This window comes from Arenimonas fontis, from assembly GCF_008386465.1.
GTDB lineage: Bacteria > Pseudomonadota > Gammaproteobacteria > Xanthomonadales > Xanthomonadaceae > Arenimonas > Arenimonas fontis.
In genome coordinates, this window is sequence record NZ_VUOD01000013.1 from 1 (window position 1) to 14,737 (window position 14,737).

General features: G+C 70.5%; 13 protein-coding genes and 1 rRNA gene. 13 read left to right on the top strand and 1 reads right to left on the bottom strand.

The window, feature by feature from the left end; genetic code table 11:
• Nucleotides 1-81 (top strand): 5S ribosomal RNA (gene rrf, locus F0415_RS12870); the annotation flags it as partial.
• A 398-nt stretch (nucleotides 82-479) separates the two neighbouring features.
• Here rrf and F0415_RS11550 read toward each other — a convergent pair.
• Complete coding sequence (locus F0415_RS11550; RefSeq protein ID WP_149861379.1) at nucleotides 480-1,418, bottom strand: carbohydrate kinase family protein; 939 nt, start codon at nucleotides 1,416-1,418, stop codon at nucleotides 480-482.
• Nucleotides 1,419-1,585: 167 nt separating this feature from the next.
• Here F0415_RS11550 and F0415_RS11555 point away from each other — a divergent pair, with 167 nt between their 5' ends.
• The 12 genes from F0415_RS11555 (at nucleotide 1,586) to F0415_RS11610 (ending at nucleotide 14,722) form a co-directional block, all read left to right on the top strand.
• On the top strand, nucleotides 1,586-2,623 hold the full coding sequence (locus F0415_RS11555; protein WP_149861380.1) for a rod shape-determining protein: 1,038 nt from the start codon (nucleotides 1,586-1,588) through the stop codon (nucleotides 2,621-2,623).
• Nucleotides 2,624-2,639: 16 nt separating this feature from the next.
• Complete coding sequence (gene mreC, locus F0415_RS11560; protein ID WP_149861381.1) at nucleotides 2,640-3,620, top strand: rod shape-determining protein MreC; 981 nt, start codon at nucleotides 2,640-2,642, stop codon at nucleotides 3,618-3,620.
• The gene (mreD, locus tag F0415_RS11565) at nucleotides 3,617-4,105 is read left to right on the top strand and encodes a rod shape-determining protein MreD (RefSeq protein WP_149861382.1); all 489 of its coding nucleotides are present in this window, start codon (nucleotides 3,617-3,619) and stop codon (nucleotides 4,103-4,105) included. The genes mreC and mreD overlap by 4 nt, the downstream gene beginning before the upstream one ends.
• Before the next feature lie 3 nt (nucleotides 4,106-4,108).
• A complete protein-coding gene (gene mrdA / locus F0415_RS11570; RefSeq protein WP_149861383.1) occupies nucleotides 4,109-5,968 on the top strand; it encodes a penicillin-binding protein 2 in 1,860 nt (619 codons plus the stop codon).
• Nucleotides 5,965-7,071: a rod shape-determining protein RodA gene (gene rodA / locus F0415_RS11575; RefSeq protein ID WP_149861384.1), complete on the top strand. Its 1,107-nt coding sequence runs from the start codon at nucleotides 5,965-5,967 to the stop codon at nucleotides 7,069-7,071. Before mrdA ends, rodA begins: the two co-directional genes overlap by 4 nt.
• A 61-nt stretch (nucleotides 7,072-7,132) precedes the next feature.
• Complete coding sequence (mltB, locus tag F0415_RS11580) at nucleotides 7,133-8,167, top strand: lytic murein transglycosylase B (RefSeq protein WP_149861385.1); 1,035 nt, start codon at nucleotides 7,133-7,135, stop codon at nucleotides 8,165-8,167.
• On the top strand, nucleotides 8,164-9,096 hold the full coding sequence (locus F0415_RS12805) for a septal ring lytic transglycosylase RlpA family protein (protein ID WP_149861386.1): 933 nt from the start codon (nucleotides 8,164-8,166) through the stop codon (nucleotides 9,094-9,096). The genes mltB and F0415_RS12805 overlap by 4 nt, the downstream gene beginning before the upstream one ends.
• Before the next feature lie 76 nt (nucleotides 9,097-9,172).
• Entirely contained in the window at nucleotides 9,173-10,390 is a 1,218-nt protein-coding gene (locus tag F0415_RS11590; RefSeq protein ID WP_149861387.1) for a D-alanyl-D-alanine carboxypeptidase family protein, read from the top strand.
• 79 nt (nucleotides 10,391-10,469) lie between these two features.
• Entirely contained in the window at nucleotides 10,470-10,748 is a 279-nt protein-coding gene (locus F0415_RS11595; protein ID WP_149861388.1) for a DUF493 family protein, read from the top strand.
• Nucleotides 10,736-11,440 (top strand): lipoyl(octanoyl) transferase LipB, encoded by a 705-nt coding sequence (gene lipB, locus F0415_RS11600; RefSeq protein ID WP_149861389.1) that lies wholly within the window; start codon nucleotides 10,736-10,738, stop codon nucleotides 11,438-11,440. Before F0415_RS11595 ends, lipB begins: the two co-directional genes overlap by 13 nt.
• Before the next feature lie 8 nt (nucleotides 11,441-11,448).
• Nucleotides 11,449-12,453, top strand: a complete 1,005-nt coding sequence (lipA, locus tag F0415_RS11605) for a lipoyl synthase (protein WP_149861390.1) — start codon at nucleotides 11,449-11,451, stop codon at nucleotides 12,451-12,453.
• Nucleotides 12,454-12,553: 100 nt separating this feature from the next.
• Nucleotides 12,554-14,722, top strand: a complete 2,169-nt coding sequence (locus F0415_RS11610; RefSeq protein WP_149861391.1) for a carboxy terminal-processing peptidase — start codon at nucleotides 12,554-12,556, stop codon at nucleotides 14,720-14,722.
• The last annotated feature ends 15 nt before the right edge of the window (nucleotides 14,723-14,737 follow it).

Here is a 14,737-nt window from a genome sequence, read left to right on the forward strand (position 1 = left end):
CCTTCCCGAACTCGGAAGTGAAACGCAGCCGCGCCAATGGTAGTGTGGCCCATGCCATGCAAGAGTAGGTCATCGCCAGGGGCTTTACCCCCAAACCCCCGCCGGCCCCGGCGGGGGTTTTTTCTTGCCCCGCCCGAACCCGCCCCGGCCAGGCCGGGATGGCCCAGGGCCGGACACCGCCCCCGCCCCACCGGGGGGACATGAGCTCGCCGTTCGCGCCACCAGGAACCAGGCTGGCCGTCTCCCGGGCAGCGCCAGGACCCCGGCGCCGTTGCCGCCGTCGCCAGCGCCGGCAGAGCGTTCCATCGAGCGGATGGGCGGCCAGAGCACGTGGCCGGGAACCGCCGGACAGGCGCCGACAAGGGGCCGCCCGCCGCCCGCCTCATCGCCCATGCCGGCCGCGCGGCGGCGCGCACACGGGATGCGGGCTTGCGGGAATCCCGGGGTTGCACCGGCGCGAACGCGCCGGCGGGAATGCATCAGCGCAGGGCGTAACCGAACTGCTGGCGGAACTGCTCGGCGAATTCCTCGTAGTCGAAGCGCTGGTTCTGCGGCCCCAGGTGCTCGATCTTCAGTGCGCCCATCAGCGAGGCGATCCGGCCGGTGGTGGCCATGTCCATGTCGTTCATCAGGCCGAAGATCAGCCCGGCCCGGTAGGCGTCACCGCAGCCGGTCGGATCCACCACCCGCATGGCGGTCGCCGCCGGGATGTTCATCACCCCGGTCCGGGTATGGACCTCCGAACCCTTGGGGCCGCGGGTGATGATGTAGGCCCGCACCCGCCCGGCGATGTCCTTCTCGCTCAGGCCGGTGCGGTCCTGCAGCAGGTTCGACTCGTAGTCGTTGACCGTCACGTAGGTGGCCTGCTCGATCATCTGGCGCAGCTCGCCGCCATTGAAGAGCGGCATGGCCTGGCCCGGATCGAAGATGAACGGGATGCCAAGTTCGGCGAACTCCCGACAATTCTGAAGCATCGCCTCGTAACCGTCCGGACCGACGATGCCGAAGCCGATTCCCTGGACGTCCCGGACATGGTTCTCGTAGGACCGCATCATGGCGCCCGGGTGGAAGGCCGTGATCTGGTTGTCGTCCAGGTCGGTGGTGATGAAGGCCTGGGCGGTGTAGAGGTCGGGGATTTCCTTGACATGGTCCAGGCGGATGCCGCACGCCTCGAAGTGCTCCCGGTACGGACCGAAGTCCTGACCGACCGTGGCCATGGGAACCGGTTCCCCTCCCAGCAGCTTCAGGTTGTAGGCGATGTTGCCGGCACAGCCGCCGAACTCGCGCCGCATGCGCGGAACCAGGAAGGAGACGTTCAGGATATGGACCTTGTCCGGCAGGATGTGGTTCTTGAACTGGTCCGGGAACACCATGATGGTGTCGTAGGCCAGGGATCCGCAGATAAGCGCTGAGGTCATTGCATGGGCCTCGGGTAGGGGGCGGCCGGCCGCCCGGGCAAACCCGCGCATGGTACCCCGGCAGGGCGCCGGAAGGCACGGAATTCCCGGGAATTTTCCTTGTGGGGCCGGTCCGGCGTTGTTACGCTAGCCAGCCCCCGAACCCCATCCCAAAGCGGGATTCCCGAATGTTCAAGTACCTCCGCGGGCTGTTCTCGAACGACCTTTCGATCGACCTCGGCACCGCCAACACGCTGATCTTCGTTCGCGGCCAGGGCATCGTCCTGAACGAGCCCTCGGTCGTCGCCGTGCGCCACGGACCCGCCGGTCGCGAGGTCGCTGCCGTCGGCACCGAGGCCAAGCGCATGCTCGGCCGCACCCCCGGCAACATCACCACGCATCGCCCGATGAAGGACGGCGTCATCGCCGACTTCACCCATACCGAGGAGATGCTCAAGCAGTTCATCAAGAAGGTGCACCGCTCGCGCTTCCTGCGGCCGAGCCCGCGCGTGCTGATCTGCGTTCCCTGCGGCTCGACCCAGGTCGAACGGCGCGCCATCAAGGAATCGGCCGAGGAAGCGGGCGCCCGCGAGGTCTACCTGATCGAGGAACCCATGGCCGCGGCGATCGGTGCCGGCATCCCCGTCGACGAGGCGCGCGGCTCGATGGTGATCGACATCGGCGGCGGCACCTCGGAAGTCGCGGTGATCTCGCTCAATGGCATCGTCTACTCGCAATCGGTGCGCATCGGCGGTGACCGCTTCGACGAAGCCATCATCAACTACGTGCGGCGCAACCACGGAACGCTGATCGGCGAAACCACCGCCGAGCGGATCAAGCTGGAGATCGGCTGCGCCTTCCCGCAAGCGCAGGTCAAGGAATTCGAGGTGTCCGGCCGCAACCTCGCCGAGGGTGTGCCGCGCATGATCACCATCAACTCCAACGAAGTGCTCGAGGCCCTGCACGAACCGCTCAGCGGCATCGTCAGCGCGGTCAAGCAGGCGCTGGAGCAGACCCCGCCGGAACTGTGCGCCGACGTGGCCGAGCGCGGCATCGTGCTCAGCGGCGGCGGCGCCCTGCTGCGCGATCTCGACAAGCTGATCTCCGAGGAAACCGGCCTGCACGTGCACGTTGCCGACGATCCGCTCACCTGTGTCGCCCGCGGCGGCGGTCGGGCCCTGGAGCTGATCGACATGCACGGCAACGAGTTCTTCTCCGCCGAGTGACAGGCACCATGACGCCGTGGCCTACACCGGCAACCCAGCACCCCGACTGAGCGACAGCGCCGCCGGCACTCTGCCGCTGCTGGCCTACCTGGCCATCGCCCTGGTGCTGATGGTGGCCGACAGCCGCGGCGACTTCGGCGCCAGGGCGCGGGCGCAGATGTCGCTGGCGGCGGAGCCGGTCTGGTGGTTGGCTTCGGCGCCCAGCCGCGTCGCCCGTGCGCTGCGCGAGAACTTCGTCACCCGTGCCGGCCTGCGCGAGGAGAACCTCCGCCTGCGCCGGGAACTGGAACTGAGCAATGCCCGCCTGCACCGGCTGCTGGCGGTGGCGGAAGAGAACCAGCGCTTGCGCGAGCTGCTCGGCGGCACCCGCGGCTACCGCCTGCAGGCCCGTCTGGTCGGCATCCTCGACGTGGACCTGGATCCCGCCCGGCAACGCATCCTGCTCGATGCCGGCGAGCGGGACGGCGTCGCCGTCGGGCAGGCGATGATAGATGCCGGAGGCGTACTCGGGCAGGTGATCGAGGTCGGCCCGCGTACCGCCACCGCGCTGTTGCTCACCGACCCCGATCACGCCGTGCCGGTGCAGGTGGCGCGCAGCGGGTTGCGCCTGATCGCGTTTGGCACCGGCCGGGCGGACCGCCTGCTGCTGCCCAATATTCCCCAGAGCGCCGACATCCGGGTCGGCGACCGGCTGGTGACCTCGGGCATCGGCGGTCGCTTCCCGGCCGGCTTCCCGGTGGCGGTGGTGGCATCGGTGCGGCCCGACGAATCCGGCCTGTTCATGCTGGCCGAGGCCAGGCCGACGGCGCGTCTGGATCGGGGCGTGGAGGTGTTGCTGGTCGCCAATACCCTGGAGGGCGTGGACGACGGCCCGCCGGTGCCGGCGCCCGTGAACCCGCCGGCCGACGAGGGCGATGCCAGCGCGTCGCCCGCCCGTACCGCTCCGGGCGCCGCCGCCGATCCGCCCGGACCCGGCGGCGGGGGGCGCCGGCCATGAATCGCGCGGTGTCCCCCTGGATCCTGTACGGCAGCCTGTTCCTGGGCCTGCTTGCGATGGTGCTGCCGCTGCCGGCGGGCATGGATCTGGCGCGCCCCTACCTGCTGGCCTTGCTGCTGGTGTACTGGCAGCTGGAGCTGCCGGAGCGGGTGGGCCTGGGCACGGCCTTCCTGGCCGGCCTTGCCGCCGACCTGGTTTCCGGCACCTTGCTGGGCGAACAGGCAATGCGGCTGGTGATCCTGGCCTTCCTGGTGCAGCGCTTCCGCGCCCGCCTGCGCTTCTTCCCGCTCTGGCAGCAGGCGGCGGCCGTGACGGCCTTGCTGCTCAACGATCGCCTGGTCGCCTTGGCGATCCAACTGTCGGCTGGTCAGGCCCCGGCGCACTGGGCCACCTGGATATCGCCGCTGCTGGGTTTCGCCATCTGGCCCTGGCTGTTCCTGCTGCTGGACGAACTGCGGCTGCGCCAGCGCGAGCGCAGCGGCTGAGCCATGCTTTCCTTCCGCCGGCAACGCCTGAAGAACCTGCGCGCGGAAGCCGAACAGTTCCGGCGTCGCGCCGCGGTGGCGGCGGCGCTGGTCGCGCTGGCGATGATCGGCCTGGCGGCCGGCTATTTCCGCCTGCAGGTCCTGCAGCACGAGGAGTACCGGTTGCGCTCCGAGGCCAATCGCATCAAACCCCGGCCGATCGTCCCGGCGCGCGGCCTGATCTACGATCGCAACGGTCGCCTGCTGGCCGACAACGTGCCCGCATATCGGCTCGAGATCGTGCCCGAGCAGGCCGGCGACCTCGACGCCACCTTGCGGGACCTCGCGCAGCTGGTGGCCCTGGACGAGGAAGAGATCGCCCGCTTCCACGACACCCGGCGTGCCACCCGCGCCTTCCGGCCGATCCCGCTGAAACTGCGCCTGACCGAAGGCGAACTATCGCGGCTGGCGGTGAACCGGCACCGCTTCCCCGGCGTCGAAGTGGTGCCCTACCTGATCCGCCGCTACCCCTACGGCGAACTGTTTTCGCATGTCATCGGCTACGTCGGGCGGGTGGATGCCGCCGATCTGGAGGCGATGGGGGACAGCCGCGACAGCGCCCGCACCCATATCGGCAAGGCCGGCATCGAGCGCTACTACGAAGAACGCCTGCGCGGCGAGATCGGCTACGAAGAAGTGGAAACCAACGTCGAGGGCCGCGCCTTGGGTGTGCTGCGCCGGCACGGCGCCCGACCGGGCACCGACCTTCATCTGAGTGTGGATGCACGCCTGCAGCAGGCCATGGTGGATGCCTTCGAGGGGCAGCACGGCGCGGCGGTGGCGGTGGATCCGCGCACCGGCGAAATCCTGGGGATGGTCAGCCTGCCCGGCTACGACCCCAACCTGTTCGTCACCGGCATCAGCCACAGGGACTGGCAGGCGCTGCAGGGTCCGGCCCGGCCGCTGTTCAATCGCAACGTACTGGGCGGCTTCCCGCCCGGTTCCACCATCAAGCCGTTCATGGCCCTGGCCGGTCTCGAGCTGGGCCTGCGCAGGCCGGAGGACACCACGTTCTCCACCGGCGAGTTCTTCCTGCCGGGCCAGAGCCGCGGCTACCGCGACTGGCGGCCCGGTGGCCACGGCAGGGTGGACCTGCGCGAGTCGCTGGCGCAGTCGGTGAACAGTTACTACTTCGAGCTGGCGGTGGAAATGGGCGTGGACCGCATGGATGCGTGGTTCGACCGGTTCGGTTTCGGCCATCCCACCGGCATCGACCTGGCCGGCGAACTGGCCGGGGTGCGTCCCTCGCGCGACTGGAAGCGGCGTCAGCTGAACCAGCCCTGGTACCCCGGCGACACCGTCAACGCCGCCATCGGCCAAGGCTACTGGGTGACCACGCCGCTGCAGCTGGCCCAGGCCACGGCGGCGTTGGCCAACGGCGGCGTGCGGCACCGATTGCACCTGGTCAGGGCCAGCCAGTCCGGTTTCGACCAGCCGCGCGTGCCGGAGCCGCAACCGCCCGGCGTGCGGGTGGTGGACGACCCGAGGCATCTGGCGCCGGTGATCGACGGTATGGTGGCGGTGGTGCACGGACCCACCGGCACCGCCCGCGCCATCGGCGCCGGCGCGGCCTACCGTATCGCTGCCAAGACCGGTACCGTCCAGCGCACCAGCAGGCGCGGCGACGAACGCACCGACCCGAACGAACTGCCCTACCACCTGCGGCATCAGGCCTGGACGATCGCCTTCGCGCCAGCCGACGCCCCGACCATCGCCGTGGCCGTCCTGGTCGAGCACGGCGGTTCGGGTTCGCGGGCGGCGGCGCCGGTGGCCCGGCGCATTCTCGATGCCTGGCTGTCGCCGCCGGAGGAGTCGCCGCCATGATGGCCTTCCTGCGCTGGCTGCGCGATCTTGCGGCCCGCCTCACCGACAGGCTGGACCTGCCGCTGTTGCTGGCCCTGCTGGCATTGATGGCGATCAGCCTGGTGGTGCTGTCCAGCGCCTCCGAGGGCAATGCGCGACTGGTGCTGTCGCAGGGCGCGCGTTTCGGGCTCGGTCTTGCGGCGCTGGTGCTGATTTCGCGGATTCCGCCGGCGAAACTGCGGCTCTGGACGCCCCTGGCCTATGCCGGCAGCCTGGCGCTGTTGTCGTTGGTGTTCGTGTTCGGTTCCGGGCGCAGCGCCAACCTCTGGCTGAACCTCGGGCTGTTCTACCTTCAGCCGGGCGAGCTGCTGAAGCTGAGCGTGCCGATGATGCTGGCCTGGTACCTGCACTCGGTGGTGCTGCCGCCACGCTGGGGTGCGCTGGCGGTATGCGCCGGCATCATCGGCCTGCCGGTGGGCATGGTGGTGCTGCAGCCGGATCTGGGCACCGGCATGCTGGTCGCCGCTTCGGGTGTGTTCGCGGTATTCCTGGCCGGCATGGCCTGGTGGCGCATCGGCCTGTTCGTTGGCCTGGGCCTGGCGGCGCTGCCGGTGGCCTGGAACTTCCTGATGCCCTACCAGCGCGATCGCATCCTCACCTTCCTGGATCCGGAGTCGGACCCGCTGGGCGCCGGCTGGAACATCATCCAGTCCAAGATCGCGATCGGCTCCGGCGGGCTTGCCGGCAAGGGCTGGGGCCAGGGCAGCCAATCGCATCTGGATTTCCTGCCCGAGCACACCACCGACTTCGTGTTCTCCGTGCTGGCCGAGGAATGGGGCTGGATCGGCGTGGTCACGGTGTTGGCCCTGTACCTGTTCGTCATCGGCCGCTGCCTGTGGATGGCGGCGCAGGCGCGCGACGGCTATTCGCGCCTGCTGGCCGGCGCACTGGCTCTGGCGTTTTCGGTCTACGTGATCGTCAACGGCGGCATGGTGGCCGGCCTGCTGCCGGTGGTCGGCGTACCGATGCCCCTGCTCAGCTTCGGCGGCACCTCGGCGGTGACCCTGCTGGCCGGCTTCGGCATGGTCATGTCGGTGTACGCGCACCGCAAGTTCATGGGTTGAGCGCCGCGGCCGGCCGGCTCCGGCGTGGTAGATTGGCGGCGTTTCCGCCTGTCCAGACGCCATGCCCGGTATCCGTTTCCGTCTCCTCCTGCCCTTCCTGTCGTTGCTGGCCGGCCCGGCCTTCGGGCAAAGCGGACCGGTCCCGGATCCCGGCCTCCGGGCCGAGTTCCTGGCCCAGGCCACCGGCAAGTACGGCCTGCCGGCCGGGGAAGTGGAGGCCTGGCTGGCCCGGGCCAGCTACCGGCAGTCCATCGTCGACGCCATGGCCCGACCGGCCGAGGCAGTGAAGCCCTGGAAGGACTACCGGCCGATCTTCCTCACCGGCAAACGCATCGCCGACGGCCGCCTGTTCCTGGCCCGGCACCGGGAGGCGCTGGCGAAGGTGGAGGCCGACACCGGCGTGCCGGCCGAGATGATCGTCGCCATCCTCGGCGTGGAAACCAGCTATGGCAGCATCACCGGCAGCTACCCGGTGCTGGACGCGCTGTACACGCTAGGCTTCTTCTATCCGGCCAGCGGCAAGCCCGAACAGGTCGAGCGCGAGCGCCGGCGCGGCGCCTTTTTCCGGGACGAACTGGCCCAGGTGATGCGGCTGGCGGACGAGGAGGGCCTGGACCTGGCCAGCCTGCGCGGCAGCTACGCCGGCGCGATGGGCTGGGGCCAGTTCATGCCCTCAAGCTACCGCGCCTACGCCCGCGACGGCGACGGCGACGGACGCCGCGACCTGTTCCGTTCCCTGCCCGACGTATTCGCCTCGGTGGCCAACTATTTCGTCGCCCATGGCTGGGAGCCCGGCGCGCCGGTGGCGATGCCGGCGGTGGCCGGAGAAGGCGCCCGCTTCCAGCCGGACGGCCTGGAAGCGCGCTACAGCCTGGCCGAGCTGGGCGAGGCCGGGTTCCGGCCCGCGCAGGCCCTGGGCGAGGATCGGCCCGCCACCCTGGTCACGCTGGAGGGCGACGCCGGCGTCGAGCACTGGCTGGGCTTCCGCAACTTCTACGTGATCACCCGTTACAACCGTTCGCCGATGTACGCGCTGGCGGTTTACCAGCTCTCGCGCGAGATCGCCGCGGCCCGGGAGGCGGCCCTCGCGCCATGAAGTGGGCGACCGGCGTGCTGCTGGTGATCCTGCTGGCAGCCTGTGGCGGTCGCCAGGCCAGCAGGCCGCCGATGGCGCAGGAGCCGGCAGCGGACGTCCCGCGCCGGATGGCGGCGGAGGCGGCGGCGCCCGCCCCGGTGGTGCCGCCGGCCTGCGTGCAGGTGCGGGAGCATCGCGACGAGGACTACACCGCCGGCGGCCTGTACGCTCCGGGCGTGCGCGACAGCGCCCCCGAACATCCGCTCGACGTCAGCGGCATCCCCGAGCCGGAACCGCGCCACGAGCCGCGTGCCGCCTATGGCAACCGCTCGCCGTACACCGTGCTGGGCCGGAGCTATCGCGTGCTCGACAGCGCCGATGGTTACGTCGAACGCGGCGTCGCCTCCTGGTACGGGCAGAAGTTTCATGGCCGGCTGACCTCCAGCCGCGAGCCCTATGACATGTGCAGCTTCAGCGCCGCGCACCGGACCCTGCCGCTGCCAAGCTATGTGCGGGTCACCAACCTGGAGAACGGTCGCAGCGTCGTGGTGCGGGTGAACGATCGCGGCCCCTTCCACGACGGCCGCATCATCGACCTCAGCTACGCCGCGGCGGTGCGCCTGGGTCTGGACCGCGCCGGCACCGCCCGGGTCGAAGTGCGCGCGCTCAGCCCGGGGGACGGCGGGCCGCCCGTGTTGACCGCGGACGCGGCCGGCGATGGTCGCCGGATCGTCCAGGTCGGCGCCTACGGCGACAAGGACAATGCCCGCCGGGTCGCGCGGCGGCTTCAGGACGCCGGCATCCGCGGCGTGGAAGTGGACGGCGTGCGTGTGGACGGCCGCAAGCTGTGGCGTGTGCGCGTAGGGCCGCTGGCCGCCGCCGCCGCCGAGGAAGTCGCGCGCGCCGTGGTGGCGCTGGGCCTGCCCAGCCCGAGAGTGTTCAGCGAATGAGGCCTAACCTCTAGGCCTTCCCGTGTTTCACCCGACAGGTCGGCCCCCGGCCGGCCCCGCCCCGGAGTTCTGCCCCATGCGTTCGACCCGCCTGTTCCCGCTCGTCCTGGCCCTGCTGGCCGATGCCGCCCTGGCCCAGACCCCGGCGCCTGTGCCGGCGCCCGCCCAGCCGGCCGCGCCGACCGCCATCCCCGAGGCGCCGGTGCCGCAGGGCGCCAAGGCCTGGATCCTGATGGACCACGCCACCGGCCAGGTGCTGGCCGGCCAGAACATCGACGAGCCGCTGGAGCCGGCCAGCATCACCAAGGTGATGACCTCCTACGTGGTGGCCGCCGAGATGGCCGCCGGCCGCGTGTCCGCGGAGGACATGGTCAATATCAGCGAAAACGCCTGGCGCCAGGGCGGCGCCGGCACCGACGGCAGCTTCAGCGCGCTGCCGGTGGGCTCGCAGGTGAAACTGGACGACATCCTGCATGGCCTGGTCATCCAGTCCGGCAACGATGCCGCCATCGCCCTGGCCGAGCACGTGGCCGGCAGCGAGGCCGCCTTCGTGGACCTGATGAACCGGCATGCCGCCGAGCTGGGCATGACCGGCAGCCACTTCGAGAATTCGCACGGCCTGTCCGCGCCGGGCCATGTGATGACCGCGCGCGACATCGCCACCCTCTCGCGGGCGTTGATAGCGCGTTATCCGGAGCACTACGCGCTTTACCGGATCAAGGAGTTCAGCTTCAACGGCATCCAGCAATGGAACCGCAACGGCCTGCTGTGGAAGGACGCCAGCGTGGATGGCCTGAAGACCGGCCACACCTCTGCCGCCGGCTATTGCCTGGCCGCCTCGGCCGAACGCAACGGCCAGCGCCTGATCTCCGTGGTGCTGGGCGTGCACGCCGACAATCGCCGCGACGGCTTCCGCCTGCGCGAGGAAGGCAACCTGGCCCTGCTCAACTGGGGCTTCCGCTTCTACGAAACCCACACGGTCTACGAACCTGGCACCGAGGTCGCCGAACACAGGGTCTGGCGCGGCGAGGCCGACCAGGTGGGCCTGGGCGTGGCCGAACCGCTGCGGGTGACGCTGCCGCGCGGCCGCTACGGCGAGCTCAAGCCGAGCATGGACGTGCCGCGCCAGCTCAGCGCGCCGATCGCCCGGGGCCAGACCATCGGCGTGCTGCGCCTGAGCCTGGACGGCGAGGTGCTGGCCGAGCGGCCGCTGGTGGCCCTGGAGGAGGTGCCCGAGGGTGGCTTCCTCAAGCGTCTGAGCGACGACTTCTGGCTGTGGTGGGAAAGCGAGTGACGGACGTGGTTGCGGCCGGGACGCGCCGTTGCCCCGGCCGCGCTTGGGCCGGGACCGGCACCGGGGGATAATGCCGGCCATGGCCATCCATTCCGACAATCCCGAGCACGGCTTCCAGTTTCCGGGCGTGTTCGAGCTCAGCGCGATGGGCGCGGTCGAGGCCGAACTGCAGGCGGTGGTGCCGGCGGTGCTGGAGGCCCTGGGCCTGACCGTCTACCGCGACCGCACCCGGATCCGGCCCTCGGCCAAGGGTAATTACGTCTCGGTGACGGTGGTGTTCGAGGCGCACTCGCGCGAGGACTACGACGCCGCTCACGGCGCCCTGCGCAACCACCCGGCGGTGCGGTGGACTCTGTGAGCGCCGTAGCCTGCCCGGCGCCTGCCGCGCCCCAGGCCGCGGGCCGCGCCTGGATCGTGCGTGAGCTCGGACGCCAGGCCTACGAGCCGGTCTGGCGGGCCATGCAGCGCTTCACCGACGCGCGTGGCCCCGACACCCCCGACGAGCTCTGGCTAGTCGAGCACGAGCCGGTGTTCACCCTCGGCCAGGCCGGCAAGGCCGAACACGTGCTGGCCCCGGGCGACATTCCGGTGATCCCGGTGGACCGCGGCGGCCAGGTCACCTACCACGGCCCGGGCCAGATCGTCGCCTACCCGATGCTGGACCTGCGCCGGCTCGGCCTGGGCGTGCGCGAGCTGGTTTGCCGGATCGAGCAGGCCGTAATCGAGGTCCTGGCCGCTTACGGCATCCGCGGCGAGCGCCGCGAGGGCGCGCCCGGCATCTACGTGGACGGCGCCAAGGTCATGGCCCTGGGCCTGCGGGTGCGGCGCGGCTGCAGTTTCCACGGTCTGGCCTTCAACATCGGCATGGACCTGGAACCGTTCCGGCGCATCAACCCCTGCGGCTACCGGGGGCTGGAGGTGACCTCGGTGCTAGACTTGGGCGGCCCTGGCGACCTGGCCGCGGTCAAGCCCGTCCTGGTCGCCGCCCTGTCCCGCCAGCTTGGCCTGCAGGCCCGGTTTTCGCCGGAGCCGCCCGGGCTTTCTCCCTGAGCGCCGCCATGTCCGATCCCGCCAAGACCATCCCGCTGCAGGTGCTGGGCTCGCCGCTGGCCGAGGGGCAGAAGCAGGTGGCCGCAGACAAGATCGCCCGCAGCCCGGTGAGGTTCGACGAGAATGCGCCCGTGCTGCGCAAGCCCGGCTGGATCCGGGTGCGCATTCCCTCCGGCAACGCCGTGCAGAAGCTCAAGGCCAAGCTGCGCGAGAACCGCCTGGTCACGGTCTGCGAGGAGGCGAGCTGCCCGAACATCCATGAATGTTTCGGCCATGGCACCGCCACCTTCATGATCCTGGGCGAGGTCTGCACCCGCCGCTGCAGCTTCTGCGACGTCGCCCACGGCCGGCCCCGGCCGCCGGATCCGCAGGAGCCGGCCAACCTGGCCCGCACCATCGCCGACATGGGCCTGCGCTACGTGGTCATCACCTCGGTGGACAGGGACGACCTGCGCGACGGCGGCGCTCAGCATTTCGTGGACTGCATCCGCGCGGCGCGGGCGCTGTCGCCCTCGCTGAAGATCGAGATCCTGACGCCCGACTTCCGCGGCAAGGGCCGCATGGACCGGGCCCTGGAGATCCTGGCGCAGGCGCCGCCGGACGTGTTCAACCACAACCTCGAGACGGTGCCCGAGCTGTACCCGAACGTGCGGCCGGGCGCCGACTACCAGTGGTCGCTGACCCTGCTCAAGCGCTTCAAGGCCCAGCATCCGGAGGTGCCGACCAAGAGCGGCATCATGCTCGGCCTGGGCGAGACCAAGGAGCAGGTGCTGGCCACCCTGCGTGACCTGCGCGCGCACGAGGTGGACATGATCACCATCGGCCAGTACCTGCAGCCCAGCCCGCACCATCACCCGGTGATGCGTTACTGGACCCCGGAGGAATTCAAGGAGCTGGAGCGCGCCGGGCTCGACATGGGTTTCACGCACGTGGCCTCCGGCCCGATGGTCCGTTCGTCCTACCATGCGGACCGAATGGCGGCTGAAGCCGGTTACGTCGCCGATCCCGCCTGAACGGCGGCGAGGATATGCTCCCGGAAAGCCCCCACCATCGGCACAGGCCCGGGGCCGGACTCCGGGCGCAAGCTGGGCCCCTGAACCCACGGACCGCACCATGCTCAAGCACAAGCTGATCGCCTTCACCGCCGTCCTGCCGCTGGCCCTGGGCCTGGCGGCGGCCGGCTCCGCGCCGGCCCGGACCGAGCCGGCGGCGGTCGGGTTCCAGCCCGGGCCCGAGCAGGTGGCGGCCGCCCGCTGGGTCTACGGCATCCTGTCCGACAGCCGCTACGTGTACCGGCCCAAGCCCCTGGACGACGTTCTGTCGGCCGACATCCACCGCCGCTACCTGGAGTCGCTGGACGGCCAGAAGTTGTTCTTCACCCGCGCCGACATCGCCCGCTTCGAGGCCTACCGCAACCGCCACGACGAGGCCATCCGCCAGCAGCAGCTGGAGCCGGCCTACGACATCTTCGCCACCTACGTGCAGCGGGTTGACGAGCGCATCGCCCATGCCCGGGAGCTGCTGAAGCGGCCCTTCGACTTCAGCGGCGACGAGACCTGGCACTACGACCGCAAGGATGCCGACTGGGCGGCCGATTCCGCCGAGCTGGATGCGCTCTGGGCCAAGTACGTCAAGAACGACGCCCTGCGCCTGAAGCTGGCCGGCCGCGACGACGAACAGATCCGCGCCACCCTGGACAAGCGTTACGCCGGCATCGCCGAGCGCGTGCACGAGCTTCGCGCCGACGATGTGTTCGAGAACTACATGAACGCCTATGCCGGCGCCATAGACCCGCACACCAGCTACATGTCGCCGCGCACGGCCGAGAACTTCAACATGCAGATGCGGCTGTCGCTGGAAGGCATCGGCGCCGTGCTGCAGCGTCAGGACGAATTCGTGGTGGTGCGCACCATCGTCCCGGGCGGCCCGGCCGCCAACGGCGGCCGACTCAAGGTCGGCGACCGGGTGGTCGCGGTCGGCCAGGGCAGGGACGGGGCGATGGTGGACGTGGTCGGCTGGCGCATCGACGACGTGGTGGCGCTGATCCGCGGCAAGAAGGGCACGATGGTGCGCCTGGACGTGCTGCCGGCCGAAGCCGGCGTGGACGCCAGGCCGCGCCAGATAGCCATCGTCCGCGACAAGGTCAAGCTGGAGCAGCAGGCCGCGCAGAAGCGGGTCATCGACGTCGGCGGGCGCCGCATCGGCGTGATCGAGCTGCCGACCTTCTACACCGATTTCGAGGCGCGTCGCCGCGGCGATCCCGAGGCCCGCTCGGCCACCAGCGACGTGGCCCGGCTGTTGCGCGAGCTGCGCGCCGAGGGCGTGGACGGTGTGGTGGTGGATCTGCGCGACAACGGTGGCGGCTCCCTGCTGGAGGCCGTGGAGCTGACCGGCCTGTTCATCGACAGCGGCCCGGTCGTGCAGGTACGCGAGGCCGGCGGCCGGGTCAGTGTCGAGTCGGACAAGGAGCCGGGCGTGGCCTGGTCCGGCCCGCTGGCCGTACTGGTCAACCGCAGTTCGGCTTCGGCCTCGGAGATCTTCGCCGCCGCCATTCAGGACTACGGCCGCGGCCTGATCATCGGCGAGCCCACCTTCGGCAAGGGCACGGTACAGAGCCTGATCGATCTGGACCGCTTCCCGCGCAAGGACGACGTCAAGCTGGGTCAGGTCAAGCTGACGGTGGCGCAGTTCTTCCGTATCGAAGGCGGCACCACCCAGCATGCGGGCGTCACCCCGGACCTGCAGTTCCCGGTCACCCTGGATGCCAGCGAGTTCGGCGAGAGCACCTACGACAATGCCCTGCCGGCCACCCGCATCGCCCGCGCGGCGCACCCCAGCCTGGGCAACCTGGCCGCCCTGGCGCCGCAGCTGCGGGCCAACCACGAGGCCAGGGTCGCCGACGACCTGGAATACCGGTGGTGGGCCGAGGATGTGGCCAGCTACCGGGCCGAGCGCGCGCGCAAGACGCTCTCGCTCAACGAGGACGAACGGCGCAAGGAGCGCGATCAGCTCGAAGCCAAGCGCCAGCAGCGCCAGGCCGAGCGCAAGGCTGCCGGTCTGGACGCCGACGCCCTGGCCCAGGCCGACGACGGCCTGAACGAGTCCGAACGCAGCGTGCTGGAACAGGCCCGGCGCGAGGAGGCGGCCAAGGCCCGGCCGGATCCGCTGCTGCGGGAGGCAGCCGCCATCCTGGCCGACGCCCTGGACCTGCTGGAAGCCGACCGTCAGCTCACCGCCCAGGTGCTGCCCCTGACCCGCCAGCCCCGGGTCTGGGCGGAGTGAGCGGCGTCGCAAGAT

Bases quoted from the DNA above. Each gene is read 5' to 3' on its own strand.
- F0415_RS11610 (WP_149861391.1), top strand. From the start codon at position 12,554: ATGCTCAAGCACAAGCTGATCGCCTTCACCGCCGTCCTGCCGCTGGCC.
- F0415_RS12805 (WP_149861386.1), top strand. From the start codon at position 8,164: ATGAAGTGGGCGACCGGCGTGCTGCTGGTGATCCTGCTGGCAGCCTGT.
- mltB (WP_149861385.1), top strand. From the start codon at position 7,133: ATGCCCGGTATCCGTTTCCGTCTCCTCCTGCCCTTCCTGTCGTTGCTG.
- F0415_RS11555 (WP_149861380.1), top strand. From the start codon at position 1,586: ATGTTCAAGTACCTCCGCGGGCTGTTCTCGAACGACCTTTCGATCGAC.
- mreD (WP_149861382.1), top strand. From the start codon at position 3,617: ATGAATCGCGCGGTGTCCCCCTGGATCCTGTACGGCAGCCTGTTCCTG.
- F0415_RS11595 (WP_149861388.1), top strand. From the start codon at position 10,470: ATGGCCATCCATTCCGACAATCCCGAGCACGGCTTCCAGTTTCCGGGC.
- F0415_RS11550 (WP_149861379.1), bottom strand. From the start codon at position 1,418: ATGACCTCAGCGCTTATCTGCGGATCCCTGGCCTACGACACCATCATG.
- lipA (WP_149861390.1), top strand. From the start codon at position 11,449: ATGTCCGATCCCGCCAAGACCATCCCGCTGCAGGTGCTGGGCTCGCCG.
- rodA (WP_149861384.1), top strand. From the start codon at position 5,965: ATGATGGCCTTCCTGCGCTGGCTGCGCGATCTTGCGGCCCGCCTCACC.
- mrdA (WP_149861383.1), top strand. From the start codon at position 4,109: ATGCTTTCCTTCCGCCGGCAACGCCTGAAGAACCTGCGCGCGGAAGCC.
- F0415_RS11590 (WP_149861387.1), top strand. From the start codon at position 9,173: ATGCGTTCGACCCGCCTGTTCCCGCTCGTCCTGGCCCTGCTGGCCGAT.